Origin of the sequence: Kocuria oceani (assembly GCF_029524215.1) — a bacterium.
Classification (GTDB): Bacteria; Actinomycetota; Actinomycetes; order Actinomycetales; family Micrococcaceae; genus Kocuria; species Kocuria oceani.
On record NZ_JARAMH010000002.1, the window covers coordinates 188,827 to 212,434 of the forward strand.

At 72.9% G+C, this 23,608-nt stretch carries 19 protein-coding genes; 10 read left to right on the plus strand and 9 right to left on the minus strand.

The genetic code is table 11. The annotated features are described in order from the left end of the window. Window positions 1-42: 42 nt before the first annotated feature. Genes rsgA through PU704_RS02830 form a run of 3 tightly spaced genes read right to left on the minus strand, consistent with a single transcriptional unit; the run spans window position 43 to window position 3,075 of the window. On the minus strand, window positions 43-1,152 hold the full coding sequence (gene rsgA, locus PU704_RS02820; protein WP_277550049.1) for a ribosome small subunit-dependent GTPase A: 1,110 nt from the start codon (window positions 1,150-1,152) through the stop codon (window positions 43-45). Next, the gene (gene aroA, locus PU704_RS02825) at window positions 1,142-2,497 is read right to left on the minus strand and encodes a 3-phosphoshikimate 1-carboxyvinyltransferase (RefSeq protein WP_277550050.1); all 1,356 of its coding nucleotides are present in this window, start codon (window positions 2,495-2,497) and stop codon (window positions 1,142-1,144) included. The genes rsgA and aroA overlap by 11 nt, the downstream gene beginning before the upstream one ends. A 38-nt stretch (window positions 2,498-2,535) precedes the next feature. Then, complete coding sequence (locus PU704_RS02830) at window positions 2,536-3,075, minus strand: DoxX family membrane protein (protein ID WP_277550051.1); 540 nt, start codon at window positions 3,073-3,075, stop codon at window positions 2,536-2,538. 342 nt (window positions 3,076-3,417) lie between these two features. Between PU704_RS02830 and PU704_RS02835 the strand changes: the two genes are divergently transcribed. Both PU704_RS02835 and rsrA read left to right on the plus strand, forming a co-directional pair. Then, window positions 3,418-4,086: a sigma-70 family RNA polymerase sigma factor gene (locus PU704_RS02835; protein ID WP_047802491.1), complete on the plus strand. Its 669-nt coding sequence runs from the start codon at window positions 3,418-3,420 to the stop codon at window positions 4,084-4,086. Window positions 4,087-4,088: 2 nt separating this feature from the next. Further along, window positions 4,089-4,355 (plus strand): mycothiol system anti-sigma-R factor, encoded by a 267-nt coding sequence (rsrA, locus tag PU704_RS02840; RefSeq protein ID WP_277550052.1) that lies wholly within the window; start codon window positions 4,089-4,091, stop codon window positions 4,353-4,355. Window positions 4,356-4,449: 94 nt separating this feature from the next. Here rsrA and PU704_RS20035 read toward each other — a convergent pair whose 3' ends face one another. From PU704_RS20035 to PU704_RS02850, 3 genes are all read right to left on the minus strand, one after another. Continuing rightward, window positions 4,450-4,524 (minus strand): 50S ribosomal protein bL37, encoded by a 75-nt coding sequence (locus PU704_RS20035; protein WP_373868229.1) that lies wholly within the window; start codon window positions 4,522-4,524, stop codon window positions 4,450-4,452. Window positions 4,525-4,661: 137 nt separating this feature from the next. Further along, window positions 4,662-5,261 (minus strand): GDSL-type esterase/lipase family protein, encoded by a 600-nt coding sequence (locus PU704_RS02845; protein ID WP_047802493.1) that lies wholly within the window; start codon window positions 5,259-5,261, stop codon window positions 4,662-4,664. Between the two features lie 127 nt (window positions 5,262-5,388). Continuing rightward, window positions 5,389-9,249, minus strand: coding sequence for a multifunctional oxoglutarate decarboxylase/oxoglutarate dehydrogenase thiamine pyrophosphate-binding subunit/dihydrolipoyllysine-residue succinyltransferase subunit (locus PU704_RS02850; RefSeq protein WP_277550053.1), 3,861 nt, complete (start codon window positions 9,247-9,249; stop codon window positions 5,389-5,391). Between the two features lie 270 nt (window positions 9,250-9,519). Here PU704_RS02850 and guaB1 point away from each other — a divergent pair, with 270 nt between their 5' ends. The 3 genes from guaB1 to PU704_RS02865 all read left to right on the plus strand — a co-directional run bounded on the left by guaB1 (window position 9,520) and on the right by PU704_RS02865 (window position 13,581). Then, on the plus strand, window positions 9,520-10,977 hold the full coding sequence (guaB1, locus tag PU704_RS02855; protein WP_075871290.1) for a GMP reductase: 1,458 nt from the start codon (window positions 9,520-9,522) through the stop codon (window positions 10,975-10,977). A 178-nt stretch (window positions 10,978-11,155) separates the two neighbouring features. Beyond that, window positions 11,156-12,502: a hemolysin family protein gene (locus PU704_RS02860; RefSeq protein WP_277550054.1), complete on the plus strand. Its 1,347-nt coding sequence runs from the start codon at window positions 11,156-11,158 to the stop codon at window positions 12,500-12,502. After that, a complete protein-coding gene (locus PU704_RS02865; protein ID WP_277550055.1) occupies window positions 12,499-13,581 on the plus strand; it encodes a hemolysin family protein in 1,083 nt (360 codons plus the stop codon). Before PU704_RS02860 ends, PU704_RS02865 begins: the two co-directional genes overlap by 4 nt. Window positions 13,582-13,640: 59 nt before the next feature. Here the strand turns inward: PU704_RS02865 and PU704_RS02870 are convergent, their stop codons facing one another. Both PU704_RS02870 and PU704_RS02875 read right to left on the minus strand, forming a co-directional pair. Further along, entirely contained in the window at window positions 13,641-14,597 is a 957-nt protein-coding gene (locus tag PU704_RS02870; protein WP_277550056.1) for a diacylglycerol kinase family protein, read from the minus strand. Then, the gene (locus PU704_RS02875) at window positions 14,590-15,015 is read right to left on the minus strand and encodes a Fur family transcriptional regulator (RefSeq protein WP_075871292.1); all 426 of its coding nucleotides are present in this window, start codon (window positions 15,013-15,015) and stop codon (window positions 14,590-14,592) included. The genes PU704_RS02870 and PU704_RS02875 overlap by 8 nt, the downstream gene beginning before the upstream one ends. Window positions 15,016-15,147: 132 nt before the next feature. Here PU704_RS02875 and PU704_RS02880 point away from each other — a divergent pair, with 132 nt between their 5' ends. Next, complete coding sequence (locus PU704_RS02880) at window positions 15,148-15,885, plus strand: MBL fold metallo-hydrolase (RefSeq protein ID WP_277550058.1); 738 nt, start codon at window positions 15,148-15,150, stop codon at window positions 15,883-15,885. A gap of 40 nt (window positions 15,886-15,925) precedes the next feature. Continuing rightward, on the plus strand, window positions 15,926-16,354 hold the full coding sequence (locus PU704_RS02885) for an HIT family protein (RefSeq protein WP_047802500.1): 429 nt from the start codon (window positions 15,926-15,928) through the stop codon (window positions 16,352-16,354). Between the two features lie 43 nt (window positions 16,355-16,397). On the opposite strand, the gene hrpA is transcribed toward PU704_RS02885, so the two are convergent. Next, window positions 16,398-20,468, minus strand: coding sequence for an ATP-dependent RNA helicase HrpA (hrpA, locus tag PU704_RS02890; RefSeq protein ID WP_277550059.1), 4,071 nt, complete (start codon window positions 20,466-20,468; stop codon window positions 16,398-16,400). A gap of 174 nt (window positions 20,469-20,642) precedes the next feature. Here hrpA and PU704_RS02895 point away from each other — a divergent pair, with 174 nt between their 5' ends. From PU704_RS02895 to PU704_RS02905, 3 genes are all read left to right on the plus strand, one after another. Beyond that, the gene (locus PU704_RS02895) at window positions 20,643-21,650 is read left to right on the plus strand and encodes an ABC transporter substrate-binding protein (RefSeq protein ID WP_277550060.1); all 1,008 of its coding nucleotides are present in this window, start codon (window positions 20,643-20,645) and stop codon (window positions 21,648-21,650) included. Between the two features lie 144 nt (window positions 21,651-21,794). Next, complete coding sequence (locus PU704_RS02900) at window positions 21,795-22,733, plus strand: ABC transporter permease (protein WP_047802503.1); 939 nt, start codon at window positions 21,795-21,797, stop codon at window positions 22,731-22,733. Window positions 22,734-22,736: 3 nt separating this feature from the next. After that, on the plus strand, window positions 22,737-23,564 hold the full coding sequence (locus PU704_RS02905) for an ABC transporter ATP-binding protein (RefSeq protein WP_277550061.1): 828 nt from the start codon (window positions 22,737-22,739) through the stop codon (window positions 23,562-23,564). The last annotated feature ends 44 nt before the right edge of the window (window positions 23,565-23,608 follow it).

The window sequence follows — 23,608 nt, forward strand, 5'->3', positions numbered from 1 at the left end:
GCCCGGCCGGGCGCGGACCGGCGGCCGGGCACGGCCGTCGGCTCACTGGACGCCGAGCTCCTTGTCCTCCCGGGACTCGCCCGGGCGCTCCCCGGCGCCGAGCAGCCGGCGCAGCGAGGCCAGCCGGGACCCGCCCGCGTCCCCGGCCCGGCCCTGCGCCACCCAGTCGTCCAGCGCGCAGCCCGGGGAGGCCTCGGTGTGGCGGCAGCCCTTGGGGCACTCGGCGATCGCCTCGGCGAGCTCGTCGAAGGACTCCACGATGCGGTCGGGGTCCACGTGGGCGAGGCCGAAGGAGCGGATGCCGGGGGTGTCGATGATCCAGGACCCGGGGGAGGCGTCCTCGATCCTCAGGGCCAGGGCCGACGACGACGTGTGCCGGCCCCGCCCGGTCACCGCGTTCACCCCGCCGGTCGCCCGGTCCGCGCCCGTGAGGGCGTTCACGAGGGTGGACTTGCCGACCCCCGAGTGCCCGAGGAGCACCGAGACGTGGCCGTCGAGCCGCGCGCGCAGGGCCTCCACGAGGGCGCGGTCGAGGGGCAGCGTGGCCCCGCCGTCGTCGGCCGCGGCGTCCCGCGCGGGACCGGAGACGAGCACGGGCAGCTCCAGGGCGGTGTAGTGGGAGATCAGCTCGGCGGGGTCGCGCAGGTCGGTCTTGGTGATGCACAGGATCGGCTCGATCCCGGCGTCGTAGGCGGCCACGAGGGAGCGGTCGATGAAGCCGGTGCGCGGCTCGGGGTTGGCGGCGGCGACCACGATCACGAGCTGGTCGGCGTTGGCGACCACCACGCGCTCGACCGGGTCGGTGTCGTCGGCGCTGCGCCGCAGCACCGTGGCGCGCTCCTCGATCCGCACGAGGCGGGCCAGGCTGTCCGGGGCGCCGCTGACGTCCCCGACGAGGCCGACGAGGTCCCCGGCGACCACGGGCCGGCGGTGCAGCTCCTTGGCGCGCACCGCCACGACCAGCCGCTCGCGGTCGGTGTCCTCGTCGAGGACCGCGGTGTAGCGGCCGCGGTCCACCGTGACGATGCGGCCGGTCACGGCGTCCCGGTGCGCCGGGCGGTCCTTGGTGCGGGGCCGGGAGCCGGACTTGTTCGGGCGGACGCGGACGTCCGACTCGTCCCAGTCGCGCCGGGCGGAGTCCCTACGTGCCACGGCCGGTCCCCAGGAGCCCGGACCACAGCCGCGGGAACTCGGGCAGGGTCTTGGCGGTGGTCCCGATGTTCTCTACGCGCACCCCGGGCACCACCAGGCCGATCACGGCCCCGGCGGTGGCCATCCGGTGGTCCTCGTAGCTGCGGAACGTGCCGCCGTGCAGCGGGGCCGGCCGGATCAGCAGGCCGTCCTCGGTCTCCTCGGCGTCGCCGCCGAGCCGGTTGATCTCGGCCACGAGCGCCGCGAGCCGGTCCGTCTCGTGGCCGCGCAGGTGGGCGATGCCGCGCAGCCGGGACGGGGTGGTGGCCACGGCGCACACGGCGGCGACGGTGGGGGCCAGCTCCCCGGCCTCGCCCAGGTCCAGGTCCACGCCGGTGACGACCGGGGGGCCGGTGACCGAGAAGGTCCCGTCCGCGAGCTCCACCTCGGCGCCGAAGGCGGGCAGGATGTGCTTCCAGTGGTCCCCGCCCTGGGTGGTGTGCCCGGGCCAGCGCGGCACGGAGACCCGTCCGCCGGTGACCACGGCCGCGGCGAGGAAGGGGCCGGCATTGGAGAGGTCCTGCTCGATGGTGACGTCGAAGGCCCGGACCGGGCCGGGGGCCACCCGCCACTGCTCCGGCACGGAGTCGTCCACCGCGACCCCGAGCCCGCGCAGCACCGCCACGGTCATCTCGACGTGCGGCATGGAGGGCACGCCGCGCCCGTCCGCGCCCCGGTGGCGCAGCAGCAGCCCGTCGTCGAAGCGCGCCCCGGCGAGCAGGAGGGCGGAGACGAACTGGCTCGAGCCGGTCGCGTCGATCTCGAGCTCCCCGCCGGGCACCCCGCCCGTCCCGTGCACGGTGAAGGGCAGTCGGCCGCGGCCGCCGTCCTCGACCCGCAAACCGAGCGCCCGCAGGGCGTCGACCACCGGGCCCATCGGGCGCACCCGGGCGCCCGGATCGCCGTCGAACGTCACCGGGCGGCGGCCCAGGGCCGCCACGGGCGGGACGAAGCGCATCACGGTCCCGGCGAGCCCGCAGTCGACGGTGACGGGGTCGGCGGCCTCCCAGGAGGCGGGCCGCACGATGAGGTCGGGGCCGAAGTCACCGTCCCCGGGCACCTCCTCGATGCCGGCTCCGAGGGCGCGCAGGGCCTGCACCATGAGCCGGGAGTCGCGGGAGTGCAGCGGTGAGCGCAGGCGGCACGGGCCGTCCGCGAGGGCGGCGAGGAGCAGGTACCGATTGGTGAGGGACTTGGAGCCCGGCACCGTCAGCTCGGCGACGACCGGGCGGTCGCCCACGAACGGAGCCGGCCACAGCTCGTGCTGCTGGGCCGGCTCCGGCACGTCGGGCGGGGTTGCGGGCACGGGTGCCTCGGACGGGATCACGACGGCGGGACCCCGGCTCAGCCGTGCTTGACGGCGTGCTGGAGCGTCTTCTCGGCCTTGGCGACCTGCTTCTGGGTGTCCTTGCCGAGCTTGGAGGCGTTCTTCTTGACGTCGCCGGCGAGGTGCTCGGCGCGCCACAGCAGGGAGGGGTTGCCCTCGGTGTCCACAGCGGCGAGCATGACGGCGCCGACGAGGGAGGCGTTCTTGAAGGCGGTCGCCCGACGGCCGGCCTTCTGCTCCGGGGTGTCCGCCTCGGCGGCGCGGTAGTCGGCGTAGGCGTTGAGCGCGGTGGTGGTCACCAGCACCCCGGCGGACAGACGCGGCAGCCGGCCCAGGCCGAACAGCACGGCGGCGCCGACCTGTGCGGCGGCGAGCCCCTGGGCGACCACGGCCGGGTTCTGCAGCACGGGCCCGGCCTGCGGGAAGGCCTTGGCCGCCGCGGAGGCGGCAGGGGCGAGGTGCTCGGCGGCGCGGGACGAGTTGCGGAAGCTCTCGACACCGTTGGCGACGTAACCGGTGGCCAGCAGCGGGCGGGCGATGCGACGGACGATGCTCATGGGTTCCTCCTGGGCGGCAGGCGTGACCGCGGGGCGTTGTCGGACGGGTACTGGTGCGGCGGACGGCGCCGCCTCACCCATCCTAGCCACGGGGGCCGGGGCAGGGGCGAGCCGCGACCCGCCGCGACGGGGAATACGCGCGCCCGTGACCTCCGTTGTGCAGGAGGACGGCGAGCGGGCCGTCCCGCCGCAGCAGGACCGCCGGAGCCCCGGCGGCACGCGCGACGTCCAGCGAGCACACCGGCACGGCCGGGGAGAGGAGCAGTCATCAGCACCGCCGCCAGCACCCTTGCCCCAGCCCCGGCCCCGGCCCGCCGGCGGGTCCCCGTAGACTGGTCCGTGATGAACGAGCAGAACCAGCAGGGGGCCGTCCCCCAGCGCACCGAGCCGCCCGTCGACGTCGACACCGAGACCCCGGAGGCCCGGAAGGCGCGCTTCGAGCAGGACGCCATGGAGTACGTGGACCAGCTCTACGCCGCTGCCCTGCGGATGGCCCGCAACCCCGCCGACGCCGAGGACCTGGTGCAGGAGGCCTACACCAAGGCGTTCTCGGCGTTCCACCAGTACCGGCCCGGCACGAACCTCAAGGCCTGGCTGTACCGGATCCTCACGAACACGTACATCAACCTCTACCGCAAGCGCCAGCGCGAGCCGCAGCAGGCGAACACCGACACCGTGGAGGACTGGCAGCTGCACCGCGCCGAGTCCCACACGTCCTCGGGACTGCGCTCGGCGGAGGTGGAGGCCCTCGACCACTTGCCGGACAGCGACGTCAAGCGGGCCCTCCAGGAGCTGCCCGAGGAGTTCCGCCTGGCCGTGTACTTCTCCGACGTGGAGGGCTTCGCCTACAAGGAGATCTCCGAGATCATGGACACGCCGATCGGAACGGTGATGTCCCGGCTGCACCGCGGGCGGAAGCTGCTGCGCGAGAAGCTCGCCGACTACGCGGCCGAGCGCGGCTTCGACACGTCCAAGGTGACCGGCGACAAGAAGAAGGAAAAGGACAAGTAGACATGGCCGACTGCGAGAGCCTCGGACACTGCACGGACGAGCGGATCCGCCGGATCTACGAGTACCTCGACGGGGTGCTCCCGGCGCAGGACCTCGACGAGATCCACGGCCACCTCCTCAAGTGCCGGGAGTGCGCGCGCGAGTACGACCTGGAGTGCGTGATCCGCTCCGTGGTCCGCCGGTCCTGCGCGGAGACCGCTCCCGCCGACCTGCGGGTCTCGATCCTCGCCCGCCTGCACGCCCAGCGACAGGAGCCCCCCGCGGCCTGAGCGCCGCCGCCCCGGGACCCGGGCACACGGAAGGGCCCCGGACCGCTGAGCGGTCCGGGGCCCTTCCGTCACGGCGTTGCCGGGTCCGGGGACCTCAGGCGTTGGGGCGCTTGCCGTGGTTGGCGCTGCCCTTGCGGCGGTCCTTGCGCTTGCGTCCGCGCTTGCTCATACGAGCCTCCTGTCTGTCCGCGGTCGTCCGCGGCGGATCGTGGGTGTCGGCGTCCGTTCCCGCGTGCTCAGGTGAGTTTCAGCGGCGGCCGGACGAGGCACTGCCCGCCATTGTCTCACATGCGCGGGAAGCCGGGATCACTGGGGCTGGGGCAGGTCCAGCCAGTTGTACCAGCCGCGGTGCAGCACGAGCCAGGCCATCAGCCCGTAGCCGGCCTGTCCCGGGTGGCCGTGGTTCGCGGCCAGGTCCTTGCGCCACTGCTCGTGGTGCTGCAGCGGGTTGAAGGTGTCGACGTAGACGTGGTTGCGGCGGGTCGTGACGTCGGCGTAGGCGGCCGAGAGGTCCGCGATGCGCCGGTTGCGCTCGCCGTCCAGCGTGGGCGGGGGCCCGACGACGAGCACCCGCACGTTGTGCTGGGACGCCGTGTCGATGATGTTGGCCATGTTCAGCCGGGAGCGGGCGCTCGTGATGGACAGGTCGATGTCCAGCGTGGAGGGCGCGATGACGAGGCGGTTGTCGTGGCCGGGGGAGAAGCGGCGGGCCGCCTCCTCGAACCAGCGCTCGTTGAGGGACTCGCTGCCCTCGCCGGGGGCGGCGAGGTTGTAGGCCGCCACGGGGGCCACGTGGTGCGGGGTGCGGGCCATGACGCGCCCGAACCAGCCGAGGCCTCGCGGGTCGCCCTCGCCGGCCAGCAGCTCGTCACCGACTGCGACAATTCTGATCCTTCGTTGCTCCACGTCGTTCTTTCTGGTCGGGGGTGCGGTGGTCATGGGCAGCGCCGACCCGTGGGGCACGGGCCGGCGCCGGACTCGCTGGGAACGTGCGGGACGGCGGGGGCCGCGGCCCCCGCCGTCCCGGGCGGGCTCAGTCCCGCTCGAAGGCCGTCTGGACGAGGGTCTCCAGCTCGGCGGCGTGGCGCTTGGCCGAGCCGTTGGCCGGTGAGGCCGAGGCCGGCCGGGAGGCCAGGCGCACCCTGCGGTCCAGCTCCGGCACCAGGTTGACCGCCATGAACGGCCAGGCGCCCTGATTGGCGGGCTCGTCCTGGGCCCAGGTGAGACGGGCCTCCGGGTACTTGGCCAGCTCCTCCCGGATCTCCGCGAGCGGCAGCGGGTAGAGCTGCTCCACGCGCACGATCGCGGTGCTGCGGTCCTGGCGCTGCTCGCGCGCGGCGGCCAGGTCGTAGTACAGCCGGCCCGAGACCAGCACCACGTCGGTGACCTCGGAGGCGTTGAGCCCGCCCTGGTCGCCGATCACCGGGCGGAACGCGCCGGAGGTGAACTCCTCGATCGGGGAGGCCGCCGCCTTGAGCCGCAGCAGCTGCTTGGGCGTGGCCACGACCAGCGGCTTGCGCGGGCGGCTGTAGGCCTGCCGGCGCAGCAGGTGGAAGTGGCTGGCCGGGGTGGACGGGTTGGCCACGATCATGTTCTGCTCGGCGCACAGCTGCAGGAACCGCTCGATCCGGGCCGAGGAGTGGTCCGGGCCCTGCCCCTCGAAGCCGTGGGGGAGCAGCATGACCAGCGAGGTGCGCTGGCCCCACTTCTGCTCGGCCGAGGAGATGAACTCGTCGACCACGGTCTGCGCGCCGTTGACGAAGTCCCCGAACTGGGCCTCCCACACGGTCAGGGCGTCGGGCCGCTCCACGGAGTAGCCGTACTCGAAGCCCAGCACGCCGTACTCGGACAGCAGGGAGTTGTAGATCGCCAGCTTGGCCTGGTCCCCGGAGAGGTGGTTGAGCGGGGTCCACTCCGCCCCGGTGTCGGCGTCGAAGAACACCGCGTGCCGCTGGGTGAAGGTGCCGCGCCGCACGTCCTGGCCGGACATGCGCACCGGGATGCCCTCCATCATCAGGGAGCCGAAGGCCATGAGCTCGCCCATGCCCCAGTCCACGCCGCCCTCGCGGGTCATCGCCTCCCGGCGCTCGAGCAGCTTGCGCAGCTTCTTGTGCACGGTGAAGTCCTCGGGGACCTCCACGTGCACCGCGCCCAGGCGCTGGGCGGCCTCCGCGGAGATCGCCGTGGTCCGCGGCACCGAGATCCCGGAGTCCGCCTGCTGGGCGGAGGGCCGCTCGATGTTCGAGATCGCCGCGGAGTCGCCGGTGACCAGCGGGATGGACGAGGTCTGCGCCTCGTGGGTCTCCGCGAACACCCGCTCCAGGCGCTCCTGGTAGTCCTTCAGCGCCCGGTCGGCCTCCTCCTGGGTGATGTCGCCGCGGCCCACCAGGTTCTCGGTGTAGATCTTGCGGGTCGAGCGCTTCTCCTCGATGAGGTTGTACATCAGCGGCTGGGTCATCGAGGGGTCGTCGCCCTCGTTGTGGCCGCGGCGGCGGTAGCACATGAGGTCGATCACGACGTCCTTGTGGAACGCCTGGCGCCAGGCGAACGCCATCTGCCCCACGTGCGTGACGGCCTCCGGGTCGTCCGCGTTGACGTGGAAGATCGGCGCCTGCAGGCCCTTGGCGATGTCGGTCGCGTAGGTCGTGGAGCGCGCCGCCGCGGGGGAGGTGGTGAAGCCCACCTGGTTGTTCACGATGACGTGGACGGTGCCGCCCACCGTGTACCCGGGCAGCTGCGCCATCTGCAGGACCTCGGCCACGACGCCCTGGCCGGCGAACGCGGCGTCGCCGTGCACCTGGATGGGCAGCACGGGGTAGGTGCCGTCGCCCTCCGGGCCGGCGCCGAGGACGTCGGTCTTGGCGCGGGCGATGCCCTCGATGACCGGGTCCGCCGCCTCGAGGTGGGACGGGTTGGCGGCGAGGTAGACCTGGGTCTCGTTGCCGTTGTCGGAGGTGAAGGTGCCCTCCGTGCCGAGGTGGTACTTCACGTCGCCGGAGCCCTCGGTGGTGCGCGGGTCCTGGCTGCCCTCGAACTCGCGGAACACCTGGGCGTAGGACTTGCCGGCGATGTTGGTGAGCACGTTGAGCCGGCCGCGGTGGGCCATGGCGATGCCCACCCCGGCGAGCCCGGCGTCGGCGGCGTCGGCGATGATCTCGTCGAGCAGCGGGATCAGGGACTCACCGCCCTCCAGGGAGAAGCGCTTCTGGCCCACGTACTTGGTCTGCAGGAACGTCTCGAAGGCCTCGGCGGCGTTGAGCCGGCCCAGGATGCGGAACTGCTCCTCGCGGCTGGGCTTCTGGTAGCCGTGCTCGAGCTGGTCCTGGAACCACTCGCGCTCCTCGGGCTCCTGAAGGTGCATGTACTCCACGCCGAGGGTGCGGCAGTAGGCGTCCCGCAGCCGGCCCAGGATGGTGCGCAGGCTCAGCACGTCCGCGCCGCCGAAGCCGCCGGTGGGCCACTCGCGCTCCAGGTCCCAGAGGGACAGCCCGTAGGTGCGGATGTCGAGGTCGGGGTGCTTGCGCATCACGTACTCGAGCGGGTTGGTGTCCGCCATGAGGTGCCCGCGCACGCGGTAGGCGTGGATGAGCTGCTGGATCCGGGCGACCTTGTTGACCTGGATCTCGGGGTTGACCTGGTTGTCCACGGCCCAGCGCACGGGCTCGTAGGGGATCCGCAGGGCCTCGAAGATCTCGTCGTAGAAGTCGTCCCCGCCCAGCAGGTAGGACTCGATCAGGCGCAGGAACTCGCCGGAGCCCGCGCCCTGGATCACGCGGTGGTCGTAGGTCGAGGTCAGCGTGATGATCTTGGAGACGGCGTGCCGGGCGATGGTCTTCGGGGAGGAACCCCGGTACTCCGCCGGGTGGTCCAGAGCGCCCACGCCGACGATGCAGGCCTGTCCCTTGGACAGCCGCGGCACGGAGTGCACGGTGCCGATGCCGCCGGGGTTGGTCAGGGACACCGTGGTGCCCTGGTAGTCCTCCATGGTCAGCTCGTTCGTGCGCGCCCGGCGCACGATGTCCTCGTAGGAGTTCCAGAACTGCAGGAAGGACATCGCCTCCGCGCCCTTGATGTTGGGCACCACGAGGTTGCGGGAGCCGTCCTTGTTCGGGATGTCGATGGCGATCCCGAAGTTGACGTGGGCGGGGTGCACGGCCACCGGCTTGCCGTCCTGCTCGTCGTACACCACGTTCTGCGACGGGTAGTTGGCCAGCGCCTTGATCACGGCGTAGCCGATCAGGTGCGTGAAGGAGACCTTGCCGCCGCGGTTGCGGGCGAGGTGGCTGTTGATCACGATCCGGTTGTCGATGAGCAGCTTCGCGGGGACCGCGCGCACGGTCGTGGCGGTCGGCACCGTGAGCGAGGCGTCCATGTTGGCGGCCACCGCCTTGGCGGGACCGCGGAGCTTGACGACCTTGTCCTCCGCGGGGGCGTCCGTGCTGGGGGCGCTGGCGCGGGCCCGGGCGGGCTGCGCCGGGATGGGCCGGCGCGACTCGGTCTCGCCCTGTCCGCTCTCGGGGCGGCCCTCGGCCTTCGCCCCGGACTTCGTGGCGGGCGGGGCAGCGGCCGGCGCCGACGTCGACGCGGCCTTGGGGGAGCTCTGCTGGGCGGCGGGCGGCCGGGGGGCGGCCGCGGCCTTGGGCTGGGCGGGGGCCTCCCGCGGGGCGGGCGCCTTCGGGGCCGGGTCCTTCGCGGCGGGGGTCCGCTCGGTGGAGGACTGGGCGCCCGGCTGCTCCGTCGCAGTGCCGTTGTCAGCGCTCATCGCCTCGAAGATGGGCCACCACTTCTCGTCCACCGAGTTCTTGTCCGACCGGTACTTCTCGAACAGTTCGTCGACGAGCCACTCGTTACCTGCGAATTCTTCAGGGATGGGGTGCTGTGGCTGATGTGGCACGGGGAATACGCCTCTTCCATAGGTTGATCGCGCGCAGGACCGGCTCTCCGGTCCCCGCGTTGTCGGTCCCAGCAGCATCCGGTCCCGCCGCCGGTGTTCGTCGCCGGCCGTCTCCCGCGACAGCCGACGGCGTCCTCCGGACCTGCCGGACGGTCGTGAACCGGGCGCGGCCGTACCTCCGGCGAGTCTAGTGATCTGCGCGGCGGCATGGCTAGTCCGCGCCTCCCGCGCCGCGACGCGTGTCGCGGGCCCCCCGCTAGACTGGTCCGCGTGCGCTTCCTCAACACCCCCACCTCCGACCTGACCTACAACGACGTCTTCCTGGTCCCCGCCAGCTCCCGGGTCACCTCCCGCTTCGACGTCGACCTGACGCCCCGCGACGGCACGGGGGCCACGATCCCCCTGGTCGCGGCGAACATGACGGCGGTCACCGGCCGCCGCATGGTCGAGACGCTGGCCCGGCGGGGCGGTCTGGGCATCCTCCCGCAGGACATCCCGCTCGACGTCATCGCCGAGGTGACCTCCTGGGTGAAGAACCGCTCCCCGCGCTTCGAGACGCCCGTGGTGCTGGGCGCGGAGGACACGGTCCACGACGCCCTCGGCATCATGCACAAGCGCCCCCACGGCGCCGTGGTGGTGTGCGGCCCGGACCGTGCCTATCGCGGGGTGGTGCTCGCCGCGGACTGCACGGAGGTGGACCGCTTCACCCAGCTCGGCTCGATCATGCGCACCGACGCGCCGGTGTTCTCGCTCGCGGAGGTCTCCGCGCGCTCCGGCGAGGACGTCCTGGCCGCCGCCTACGACCGCCTCACCCAGACGCGGGCGCACGTGGCCCCGGTGCTCGACGGCGACACCGTGGTGGGCGTGCTGACCCGCAAGGGCACCGTCCGCTCGACGATCTACACCCCCGCCCTCGACGGCGCCGGCCGGCTCCGGGTCGGCGCGGCGGTGGGCATCAACGGCGACGTCCGGGGCAAGGCGCGGGCGCTGCTGGACGCCGGGGTGGACGTGCTGGTGGTGGACACCGCCCACGGCCACCAGCGCAAGATGATCGAGGCCCTCGGCCAGGTCCGCGCGGCGGCGCCGGACGTGCCGGTCGTGGCGGGCAACGTGGTCACCGCCGACGGCGTGCAGGACCTCGTGGACGCCGGGGCGGACATCGTGAAGGTCGGCGTCGGCCCCGGGGCGATGTGCACCACCCGGATGATGACGGCCGTGGGCCGGCCCCAGTTCTCCGCGGTGCTCGAGTGCGCCGACGCGGCCGCCGGCCTGGGCCGGCACGTGTGGGCCGACGGCGGGGTGAAGCACCCCCGCGACGTCGCCCTCGCGCTCGCGGCCGGCGCCAGCCAGGTCATGGTCGGCTCCTGGTTCGCCGGCACGCACGAAGGACCGGGCGAGCTCAACGTCGACGCCGACGGGCGCGCGTACAAGGAGAGCTTCGGGATGGCCTCCACCCGCGCCGTGCGCGAGCGCACCCGGGGCGAGGGCGCCTTCGCCCGGGCCCGCAAGGGCCTGTTCGAGGAGGGCATCTCCAGCTCCAAGATGTACCTGGACCCCGAGCGCCCCGGCGTGGAGGACCTCGTGGACCAGATCACCGCGGGGGTGCGCAGCTCCATGACCTACGCGGGCGCCACCAGCCTCGAGCAGTTCGCGGCGCGCGCGGTGGTCGGCATCCAGTCCGCCTCCGGCTACGAGGAGGGCAGGGCGCGCCCGGTCAGCTGGTCCTGAGCACGCGCCGACGGGCCCCGCTCCGGTACCCTGGAGACCTCATGGACTCCTCCAGTAGTTGCCGGCCCGGCCGCGGCGGCCCCCGCCGCGGCCCCCGAGCCGGCTCACCCACCGACCCCCCACCAGCCTCCGACCGCCCGGCCCCGGGCCGGCGGTCCCCCCGGGGAGGCAGCGCCTGATGGAGTGGTTGCTGCTGGCCGCGGGCCTGCTCCTGATCCTGGGCACGGGCTTCTTCGTGGCCGTGGAGTTCTCCCTCGTGGCCCTGGACCAGACCACGGTCCGCCGCGCGATCGCCGAGGGCGACCGGGCGGCCGAGCCCCTGCTGAAGTGCCTCAAGTCCCTGTCCACGCAGCTCTCCAGCTGCCAGCTGGGCATCACCCTCACCACCCTGCTCACCGGGTACACCCTGGACCTGGCGCTGCAGTCCTTCCTGCGCGAGCCGATCGTCGAGCTGACCGGCCTGTCCGTGACCGCCGCCGGCGGCGTCACGCTGGCGCTGTCCATGCTCATCTCCACGCTGCTGTCGATGCTGCTGGGGGAGCTGGTCCCGAAGAACTGGGCCATCGCGGAGGCCTTCCGGGTGGGCCGGGTCGTCGCCCGCCCGCAGCTGCTGTTCACCGCGGTGTTCAAGCCCTTCGTGCTCGCGCTCAACGGCGTCGCCAACCGGGTCCTGCACCTGTTCGGCATGGAGGCCAAGGAGGAGCTCTCCGGGGCGCGCTCGCCCGAGGAGCTGTCCTCGATGGTGCGCCGCTCCGCGAAGATGGGCACGCTCGACGTCGGCACCGCCACCTTCGTGGCCAAGACGCTGACCTTCGCCGAGCGCACCGCCGCGGACGTGATGACGCCGCGCATCCGCGTGCAGATGCTCGACTCCCACGAGTCCGTGGCGGACGTCGTGGCGCTGGCCTCCCGCACCGGGCACTCCCGCTTCCCCGTCATGGACGACTCCCCGGACGACGTCCGCGGCGTGGTGCACATCAAGAAGGCCGTGGCCGTGCCGTCGGAGCGCCGGACCGCCCTGGAGTGCGGGGCGATCATGGCTGAGGTCCTGCGGGTGCCCGAGACCGTGCACCTGGACTCGCTGCTCGTGCAGCTGCGCTCCGGCGGGCTGCAGATGGCCGTGGTCGTCGACGAGTGGGGCGGCACCGCCGGCGTCGTCACCCTCGAGGACCTCGTGGAGGAGGTCGTCGGGGAGGTCTCGGACGAGCACGACCGGCTCACCCTCGGGGCCCTGCAGTCGGCCACCGGAGAGTGGTACTTCCCCGGCCTGATGCGCCCCGACGAGGTCTCCGAGCAGATCACCGAGCTCGACATCGAGGACGGCCCCGCCTACGAGACCATGGGCGGGTTCATGATGGACCGGCTCGGTCAGATCCCGAGGCCCGGGGACGCCGTGCCCGTCCAGGGCGGGACGCTGGAGGTCGCCCGGATGGACGGCCGGCGTGTGGACCGCATCCGCTTCGTCCCGTCCGCGGACGACCAGCAGGACGCGGGAGCCGCCGCGGCCGGGGAGGAGGCACGATGAGCGACTGGGCAGGCCTGGCGTGGCTGGTGGTCCTCCTGGCCGGCAACGCCTTCTTCGTGGGCGGCGAGTTCGCCGTCATGTCCGCGCGGCGCAGCCAGATCGAGCCGCTCGCCGAGGCCGGGAACAAGCGTGCGCGCACCGCGCTGTACGCGATGGAGCGGGTCTCCCTCATGCTGGCCTGCTGCCAGCTGGGCATCACGGTGTGCTCGCTGCTGATCCTCAACATCTCCGAGCCCGCGCTGCACCACATCGTCTCCGGGCCGCTGGAGCACCTGGGCGTGCCCGTCGAGGTGGCCGACGTCAGCGGGTTCCTCACGGCACTGGTCGTGGTCACCTTCCTGCACGTGGTCTTCGGCGAGATGGTGCCCAAGAACATGTCCGTCTCGGCCGCCGACCGCGCGGTGCTGCTGCTGGCTCCGCCGCTGGTGTTCGTCTCGCGGGTGGTCAAGCCCGTCATCGCGACGCTGAACTGGTCGGCCAACCACGTCCTGAAGCTCATGGGCATCGAGCCGAAGGACGAGGTGTCCTCGACGTTCACCCTCGACGAGCTGCAGTCCATCGTCGCGGAGTCCACGAAGGAGGGCACCGTGGCCGACCAGACCGGGCTGCTCTCCGGGGCCCTGGAGTTCTCCACGAAGCGCACCGCCGACGTCATGGTCCCGCTGCACGAGCTCGTCACCCTGCCGGAGGACGTGTCCCCGGCGGAGGTCGAGAAGGCGGTGGCCCGCACCGGCTTCTCGCGCTTCGCCCTGACCGAGGACGACGGCGTGCTCAACGGCTACCTGCACATCAAGGACGTGCTCTCCATCCCGGGCAGCCGGTACAACGAGCCCGTGCCGGTGACCCGGGTCCGCTCCCTGGCCAACCTGCGTCCCGAGATCGAGATCGACGACGCCCTCGCCGCGATGCAGCGCACGGGCTCGCACCTGGCCCGCGTGGTCGACGCGGGCGGGCGGACGCTGGGCGTGCTGTTCCTCGAGGACGTCATCGAGGAGCTCGTGGGCGAGATCCGCGACACCACGCAGGACCGCCGCCAGCGCCGCGGGGACCGGGTCGACTCCTCGGAGCCGCCGGGCTGACCCGCGGTGCTGCCCTGCCGGGCTGCACCGCCGGGCTGGGCCGCGGCGCGCCGGAGGGCTCAGGCCAGGATCCGCACCGCCGCGGGGAGCACGTCCACCCGCACGGGCAGCGGGCCGAGGCGCTCCCCGTCGGCGTAGGCGGTGACGCCCGGCGCCGTCACGCGCACCGAGCGCACCCGCTCGATGCGCACGCTGGGCAGGGCGACGTGGCGGCCCGAGAACAGCCGCGGGAACAGGACCAGGAACCTCGCCCGGCCCAGGGGCGCCACGGTGAACAGCTCCAGCAGCCCGTCGTCCTCCCGGGCGCCGGGCACGACGGGCAGCCCGCCGCCGATCGAGGAGGTGTTGGCCACGTTCAGGAGGACCCCCGTCCGGTCCTCCGTGCGGCACCGTCCCGCGGCGTCCTCGACCTCCAGCCGGTAGGCGATGGTGCGCAGCCGCACGATCTCCACGAGGACGGCCAGCAGGTACCTGCCGGGCCCGGTCAGGCGCGGCCAGCGGTTGGCGCGCTCGTTGACCACGGCGTCGAAGCCGGCGCACAGGGCGGTCCCGAAGCAGCGGGTGCTCCCGTCCGGGAAGCGGACGCGGCCGACGTCGAGCCGGCGCGGGACCGGGTCGTCGAGCCGGCGCAGGATCCGTCCGGCCGCGCCCACCGGGTCCCGCAGGGGAACGGCGAAGTGCCGGGCCAGGTCGTTGCCGGTACCGCAGGGCACCATGCCCAACGGGATCTCGATGCCCTGCTCGGCGAGCTCCACGAGCACCTCCAGGCCGGCCTGCACCATCCCGTCCCCGCCCACGACCACCAGGGCGCGGGTGGAGAGGGCGGCGGCGCGGAGCCGGTCGCGGACCAGCGTCATCAGGGTGCCGAGGTCCCCCGCCGAGAGCACCACGGCGTCGTCTCCGCCGGTGCGCAGCAGGTCCGCGGCCAGGTGCGCCTCCGCGAGGGCACGGCCGCGGCCGGCGCGGGGGTTGACGGCGAGGACGAAGGTGCCGCGGGGGAGCGCGGGCTCAGCCATCGGCGCGCCGCGCGCTGCAGGCGGCGCACAGGCCGGTGATCTCGACGGTGTGGTCCACCTCGGTGAAGCCGTGGGCGGCGGCGGTGCGCCCGGCCCACTCCTCGACCGTGGGAGCTTCCAGCTCCACGGCGGCGCCGCAGCGGCGGCAGACCAGGTGGTGGTGGTGGTGCTCCGCCGCGCAGCGGCGGTAGATCGCCTCGCCGTCGCCGCCGCGCAGGACGTCCAGCTCCCCGAGCTCGGACATCGACTGCAGGATCCGGTAGGTCGTGGCCAGGGAGACGGACTCACCGCGCTCGCGCAGCAGGGCGTGCAGGTCCTGGGTGGAGATGAAGTCCTCGAGGGAGGCCAGGGCCTGGCTGACGGCACGGCGCTGCCGGGTGTTGCGGACCTCACCGCCCCCGCTGGTTCGCACGCTCACGCCTCGTCCTCTCGTCGGTCTGCTCCGCCGGGCGGCCCGGCCCGGGCGCCGGCGCCCGGACGCGTCCGGGCGAGCCACCAGCTTAACAAGGCCGGTGCCGGCCCGCTCCCGGGGCCGGGCTAGGCTGGGCCCATGGAGCTGATCAAGTACACCCACTCGTGCGTCCGGCTCGAGAACGAGGGCCGGGTCCTGGTCATCGACCCGGGCAACTTCTCCGGGCCGGAGGAGCTGGCGCGGGCCCTCGACGGGGCGGACGTGCTGCTCGTGACCCACGTGCACCCGGACCACCTGGACGCCGAGCCCGTGCAGGAGCACCTGCGGGCGCACCCGGAGATCCAGGTGCACGCCCCGGCGCCCGTGGCCGCCGGGCTGCGGGAGGCGCTCGGGGAGGGGGCCTCCGTGCACGACGCGGCGCCGGAGACGGTGCTGGAGCTGGACGGCTTCACGGTCCGGACCTTCGGCGGTCAGCACGCCCTGATCCATCCGCTGATCCACACCGTCGACAACGTGGGGTACCTGGTCAACGACACCGTCTACCACCCCGGCGACTCCTTAGTGGTGCCGCACGGGCGGGAGGTCCCGGTGCTGCTCGCCCCGATCCACGCGCCGTGGAACAAGCTCTCGGAGGTCGTCGACTTCATCGTGGCCGTGCGCCCGCGCCAGGTCTTCCAGATCCACGACGGACTGCTCTCGGCCAACGGCTTCGGCATCATCGAGGGCCAGCTGACGGCGTTCGCCGCCAAGTACGGGGCCGAGTACCGCCACCTGGACACCGGGGAGCGCGTGCGGCTGCAGCCGCCCCGCCCCGTGCCGGGCCGGCGCGCCGAACGCGCGGACGGCGGCGCCGCGGCCGCCACCCCACGGACCTGACCGCGGACACCCCGTCCGCACGAGGAGCGAAGGAGCACCTGTGAGCACCGTGTTCACCAAGATCATCGAGGGGGAGATCCCCGGCCGCTTCGTGTGGCAGGACGAGCGCTGCGTGGCGTTCCTGTCCATCGAACCGCTCGGGCCGGGGCACACGCTGGTGGTCCCGCGCGAGGAGTACGACCACTGGATCGACCTGCCCGAGGACCTGGCCGCCCACCTGATGGTGGTCTCCTGGAGGATCGGCCGGGCCCTCGACGCCGTGTGGCGGCCCGCGCGCGTCGGCCAGATGATCCAGGGCTTCGAGGTCCCGCACACCCACGTGCACGTGTGGCCCGCGAACTCCGTCGAGCAGTTCCAGTTCGCCAACGCGGACCGGCACCCGGACGCGGCCGCGATGGACGAGGCCGCCAGGCGGATCCGGGCGGCCCTGGCCGACGCCGGGCACGGCAGCTCGGTCCCGCAGCCCTGACCCGGCGCGCCGGGGCGGACCCCGGCGCGCGGGCCCGTGCGGGTCAGGCCCGGGCGGCCTCCAGCGCGTCCTTGAGCGCCTTGCGGATCCGCTTCTCCGACACCGTGTGGGCGGTGCCCAGCTCCTGGGCGAACAGGGAGACCCGCAGCTCCTCGATCATCCAGGCCACCCGGCGCAGCTCGTCGGGCACCGGCGCCGAGGGCGGCAGGGTGTCCAGCGCGGCGTCGTAGTCGTCCTCGAGCTTCTGCACCGCGAGCATGTTCACCGTGTCCCGCTGCAGGTGCCCCGCGAGCTTCTCCAGCCGCACCTCCATGGCCCGCACGTAGCGGGGCAGGTGCTGGAGCTGGTCGTAGCCGGTGGCGGCCACGAACCCGGGGTGCACCAGGTGCTCGAGCTGGGCCTTGACGTCGTTGAGCGAGTTCACCGCGGCGAGGGAGGGCGCCCGCTTCAGCTGCTTGCGGATCCGCGCGGCACCGGAGAGCACCTGCTCCACCAGCGCGGTGACCTGGAAGACCGTGTCGATGAGCTCGGCCCGCACGTGCTCGTGCAGGGTGTCGTACGCCGCGCGCGTGAACGGCGGCTCGGACGGGGTGAGCTTGTCGATCGCCGCGACCGTGCAGTCGGCGATGAGCTCGGTCACGGACCCGTGCGGGTTCTGCGTGAAGACGAGCTTCTCCCTGTTGTTGAGGTGCTCGAGCACGTACCGCTCGGGGGAGGGGACGCGCAGCAGCAGCAGGGTGATCACCCCGCGCCGCTGGGCGGCCCGCTGCTCCGCGGCCGAGGACAGGATGCGCACCGCCACGGTGGCGTCCCGGCCCGGGGTCCGCCGGCCCGGCTGCCGGTCCGCGGTCTCCCGCGGCCGCTCGGGGACGAGGGCCGGCCAGCCGGTGATCCGCTGGCCCGCCACGGTCGTCTCCACGCTGCGCGGCAGGTCGGGCTCCGGCCACGCGGTCAGGCCCGTGCGCTCCAGCGACGGCGCCGCCGGGCCGGCCGCAGGCCGCGGGGCGGGGGAGGGCCGGTCCGTGCGCCCGGAGGCCCCGGACGGCGCGGCACCGGCCCCGTCGGCCGAGGGGACCGCGCCGAGGGACTCGGCCAGGGCCGCCCGGATCTCGTCGTGCAGCTCGGCCTTGAGCTGCTCAAGGTCCTGGCCCTCGCCGAGCACCCGGTTGCGGCGGTCCCGCACCTCGAAGCGCATCCGCAGGTGCGCCGGGACCGCGTCCCGGTTCCAGGACCCGGGGGGCACCACGTGGCCCCTGAGCCGGCGCAGCACCAGCTCCAGGGACGGCTCCAGGGCGTCGACGGCGGGGTCGAAGTCCTCCTGGAGCATCCGTACGGCCTGGCGGGCGACGTCCGGGGCGGGCACGAAGTTGCGCCGCACGGCCTTGGGCAGCGACTTGATGAGCGCGGTCACCAGCTCCGTGCGGAGGCCGGGGATCTGCCACTCGAACTGCGCGGGGTCGAGCTGGTTGAGGAACAGCACGGGCACCCGCACGGTCACCCCGTCGGCCTGGTCCGCGCCCGGGGCGAACTCGTAGACGAGGTCCAGCACGAGCTCCCCGTCGGCGGTCCGGCGCACCCACTGCCGCGGGTACAGGGACTCGTCGTAGTCGCGGGCGTCCTCGGCGATCAGGTCCTCGGGGTCGAGGTCGAGCAGGTGCTCGTCCTGGTGCCGGGCCTTCTTCCACCAGGCGTCGAAGTGCCGGGCCGAGACCACCGACGCCGGGATCCGGGCGTCGTAGAACGCGAACAGGGCCTCGTCCTCGACGCGCAGGTCCTTGCGGCGCAGCCGGTTCTCGAGCTCCTCGACCTCCGCCAGGCGCTTGCGGTTGCGCGCCCAGAACCGGTGCCGCGTCTGCCAGTCGCCCTCGACGAGTGCGTGGCGGATGAACAGCTCCCGCGCCAGGTCAGGGTCCACCCGCCAGAAGTTGATCCGGCGCTGGGCCACCACGGGGACGCCGTAGAGGGTGACCTTCTCGTAGGCCATCACGGAGCCCTGGGCGCGGGACCAGTGGGGCTCCGAGACGCTGCGCTTGACCAGGTGGGGGGCCAGCTCCTCGGCCCACAGGGGGTCGATCGCCGCGTTGACGCGGGCCCACAGCCGGGAGGTCTCCACCAGTTCCGCGGACATGATCCAGTCCGGGGACTTCTTGAACAGGTTGGAGCCGGGGAAGACGGCGAACCGGGAGCCGCGGGCGCCCTGGTACTCGCGCTTGCGCTCGTCCTTGAGCCCGATGTGGCTGAGCAGGCCGGCCAGCAGCGAGACGTGGATCTCCCGCTCCTTCCCGGACGGGTCCACCTCCCGGCCCTTGCCGACCCGGATGCCGACCTGCTGACCCATCTGGCGCAGCTGGGCGTAGAGGTCCTGCCACTCGCGGATCCGCAGGAAGTTCAGGAACTCCCGCTGGCACAGCTTCCGGAACCGGGTCGACGAGAGCTCCTCCTGCTGCTCCTGGACGTAGCGCCACAGCAGCAGCCAGCTGGTGAAGTCGGAGTTCTCGTCGAAGAAGCGCTTGTGCAGCTCGTCGGCCTGCTGCCGCTTCTCCAGGGGACGCTCCCGGGGGTCCTGGACGGTCAGCGCCGCCGCGAGCACCATGACCTCCCGGGCGCAGCCCCGCCGGTCCGCCTCCACGATCATCCGGCCCAGCCGGGGGTCCACCGGCAGCTGCGCCAGCTGGCGTCCGACCGGGGTCAGCGGCCCGCCCGCGTCGTCGTCCCGGCGCTCCCGCGGGCCGGTGCCCCGGGCCTCCTTCAGGGCGCCGAGCTCCCGCAGCAGCGCCACGCCGTCCTTGACGGCCCGCGACTCCGGCGGCTCCACGAACGGGAAGCGCTCGATGTCCCCGGGCTCCTTGACGACCCCCACGGAGGTCATCTGCAGGATCACGGACGCGAGGCTGGTGCGCAGGATCTCGGGGTCGGTGAACTCCGGGCGGGAGAGGTAGTCCTCCTCCGCGTAGAGCCGGATGCAGATGCCGTCCGAGACGCGCCCGCAGCGGCCCGCCCGCTGGTTCGCGGAGGCCTGGGAGATGCGCTCGATCGGCAGCCGCTGCACCTTGGTGCGTGCCGAGTACCGGGAGATGCGGGCGGTGCCGGGGTCGATGACGTACTTGATGCCCGGGACGGTCAGGGACGTCTCGGCCACGTTGGTGGCCAGCACGATCCGCCGCCGGCCGGACGGGGCGAACACCCGGTGCTGCTCGGCCATGGACAGCCGGCCGAACAGGGGGAGGATTTCGGCGTCGGCCATCCCCCGGATCCGTTTGAGCGCGGCCTGCAGCGCCTCCTGGGCGTCGCGGATCTCGCGCTCGCCGGCGAAGAAGATCAGGATGTCCCCGGGCGGCTCGTGCGAGAGCTCCTCGACCGCGTCGCACACCGCGTCGATCGGGTCGCGGTCCTCGTCCTCGAGACCGTCGCCGGCGTCCTCGGCGTCCGGCCCGCCGTCCCCGGACCGGGGCTCGGAGAGCGGGCGCCAGCGGATCTCCACGGGGTAGGTGCGCCCGGACACCTCGATGACCGGCGCCGGCTCGGGCTCCCCGGCGGCGTCCGGTCCGGCCGCGCCGGTGGGCTCCGGGGCGAAGTGCCGGGCGAAGCGGTCCGGGTCGATCGTGGCCGAGGTGATGATGACCTTGAGGTCGGGGCGCCGGGGCAGGATCCGCCGCAGGTAGCCCAGCAGGAAGTCGATGTTCAGCGAGCGCTCGTGCGCCTCGTCGATGATGATCGTCGAGTACCGGCGCAGCAGCCGGTCGTGCTGGATCTCGGCGAGCAGGATGCCGTCGGTCATCAGCTTGATCCGGGAGTCCGCGCCCACCTCGGAGGTGAAGCGCACCTGGTAGCCGACGGTCCCGCCGATCTTCTCGCCCAGCTCCGAGGCGATCCGCTCCGCCACCGAGCGCGCGGCGATCCGCCGCGGCTGGGTGTGCCCGATCAGCCCCTGCTCGCCCAGGCCGAGCTCGAGGCACATCTTCGGGATCTGCGTGGTCTTGCCGGAGCCGGTCTCACCGGCGATCACGACGACCTGGTGCTCGGAGATCGCGCGCTTGATGTCCTCCCGGCGCGCGGAGACCGGGAGGTCCTCGGGGTAGACGACGGTGCGGGGGCGGCTGAGCGATGCTGGCATGACCCCCCGATCCTACCGGTGACGGGCCCCGATCCGGGCCCGGGCGCGGTGGACGATCCGGGCCCGGCGGTCCGCCGGCGGAGCCGTTCTGTCATCATTTGTGAGCTGCCTCTCATTTCTCGACCGAACGGCAGGTAATATCCCTGACATCACCCGTTCCAGAAAGGACACACCATGCAGCGACTGTTCCCGTTGACGGCGGCCCTCGCCTCCTCCGCCCTCCTCCTCACGGCCTGCGGCGGCTCCGACATCTCGGGCGCCGCCGGCTCCGGGGAGTCGGGCGCGGCTGTCGAGGAGGCCACCGTCGGGATCAGCCAGTTCGTGGAGCACCCCTCCCTCGACGCCGCCCGCGAGGGCTTCGTCGCCGCGCTGGAGGAGGGCGGCTACACGGAGGGCGAGAACCTCACCCTCGACCTCCAGAACGCCTCGGGGGACCAAGGCACCTCCACCAGCATCGCCTCGAACCTCGCCGGCTCCGACGCCGACCTCGTCCTGGCCATCGCGACCCCCTCGGCCCAGGGCGTGGCCCAGGCCGTCACCGACCGGCCCGTGCTCTTCACCGCCGTGACCGACCCGGTCGAGGCGGGGCTCGTGGAGTCCCTGGAGAACCCCGGGGGCAACGTCACAGGCACCACGGACATGAACCCCGTGGCCGAGCAGATCGCGCTGATCAAGCAGCTCGACCCGGACGCGAAGTCCGTGGGCATCATCTACAGCTCGGGCGAGACCAACTCGCAGGTCCAGGTGGAGATGGCCAAGGAGGCCGCCGCCGAGGAGGGCCTGGAGGTCGTCGAGAAGGCCGTGACCAACACCTCCGAGGTCGCCCAGGCCGCCGAGTCCTTCGACACGGACGCGATCTACGTGCCCACCGACAACAAGGTGGTCTCCGGCCTGGAGGCGGTCATCTCCGCTGCCGAGGCCAAGCAGATCCCGCTGATCGCGGGCGAGGGCGACTCCGTGGAGCGCGGCGCCCTCATCACCAAGGGCATCGACTACGAGCAGCTCGGGCGCCAGACCGGCGAGATGGCCGTGCGGATCCTCGCCGAGGGTGCCGACCCGGCCACCATGCCCGTGGAGTCCCAGGAGGAGACCGAACTGGTCATCAACATGCAGGCCGCCGAGCGGATGGGCGTGGAGGTCCCGCAGGAGCTGCAGGACTCCGCCGCGCAGGTCATCGAGTAGGCCCGGACGGGCCCGCACCGTGTCCCCGGCGCCCGGTGACCCCGGGCGCCGGCCGGCCCGGGCCCACCCCACCACAGCCGGGGCGCCCCCGCCCGATCGGCGGCGGCGCCCCGTGTCCCACCAATCAGAACGGATCCACCAGAAGTGATAGCCGGTATCGAACTCGGACTGCTCTACGCGGTCATGGCGCTGGGCGTCTACCTCACGTTCCGGGTGCTCGACTTCCCCGACCTGACGGTCGACCAGTCCTTCACCACGGGCGCCGCCACCACGGCGATGATCATCCTCGGCGGCGGCAGCCCCTGGCTGGCCACCGCCGCCGGCTTCGTGACCGGCGCGCTCGCCGGGCTGATCACGGGCCTGCTCCACACCAAGGCCCACATCAACGGGCTGCTCGCGGGCATCCTCACCATGACCGCCCTGTACTCCATCAACCTGCGCGTGATGGACGGGCGGGCCAACCTGTCCCTGCTGCGCGAGGACACGATCTTCACCCCCCTCGCCGAGCTGGGCGTGCAGGGCACGTGGATCGGCATCGCCCTGTTCCTGCTGGGCGTGGCCGTGGTGAAGGTGCTGCTCGACTGGTTCCTCTACACCGACGCCGGCCTGGCCATGCAGGCCACCGGCGACAACCCGGAGATGATCCGCTCCTTCGGGGTGAACACGGACCACCAGAAGATGCTGGGCCTGTGCCTGTCCAACGGGCTGGTGGGCCTGGCCGGGTCCCTCGTGGCCCAGTACCAGGGCTTCGCCGACATCGGCATGGGCATCGGCCTGATCGTCGTCGGGCTCGCCTCCGTGATCCTGGGCCAGGGCCTGTTCGGCTCGCGCACCGTGGTCGTCGCCACCCTCGCGGTGGTCCTCGGCTCGATCGTCTACCGCCTGGTGATCACCGTCGCGCTGCAGGCCGGGCTCAACCCGTCCGACATGAAGCTGATCTCCGCGGTCCTGGTGGTGCTCGCCCTGGTGGTCCCGCAGATGCAGTTCTTCCGGCGCCGCCGGGAGCGGCACCTGGCGAGCCAGGCGGCGCAGCTCGTCGACGACCTGACCGACACGCCCGCGACCACGAAGGCAGGTGCCTGAGCCGTGCTCACCATCGACAACGTCCACAAGACGTTCTTCGCCGGGACCGTCAACGAGCGCCGCGCCCTCGCCGGCGTCTCGCTGACCCTGCAGGAGGGCGACTTCCTCACCGTGATCGGCTCCAACGGCGCCGGGAAGTCCACGATCCTCAACGCGATCTCCGGCACCCTCATCCCGGACACCGGCACCGTGCGCGTGGACGACACCGACGTCACCCGGCTGCCCGAGCACAAGCGGGCCCGGTACCTCTCCCGGGTCTTCCAGGACCCCATGAAGGGCTCCTCGCCGACGATGACGGTGGAGCAGAACATGGCCATCGCCCTCCAGCGGGGAAGGCAGCGCGGACTCGTCCCGGGACTCACCGGCGCGCGCCGGCAGCTGTTCCGGGACAAGCTCGCCAGCCTCGAGCTCGGGCTGGAGAACCGGCTGGGCGCGAAGGTCGGCCTGCTCTCGGGCGGTCAGCGCCAGGCCCTCTCCCTGCTCATGGCCACGTTCTCCGAGCCGCGCATCCTGCTCCTCGACGAGCACACCGCGGCCCTCGACCCGCAGCGGGCGGACCTCGTGTCCCGGCTCACGGCGGACATCGTGGCCGAGCAGCGCCTGACCACGGTGATGGTCACGCACAACATGGAGCAGGCGCTGCGCCTGGGCAACCGGCTGATCATGATGCACGAGGGGCGGGTGCTCTTCGAGCTCGACGCCGCCCAGAAGCAGACCATGACCGTGCCGGGCCTGCTGGAGCAGTTCCGCCGGCTCCAGCCGGGGGCGGAGCAGGGCGCCTTCGACGACGCTACGCTGTTCGAGAGCGTCAAGACCGAGGACGGCCACTGACCGCACGTCCGTGACCGGCACCGACGGGGCGGACGGGGCGGGCC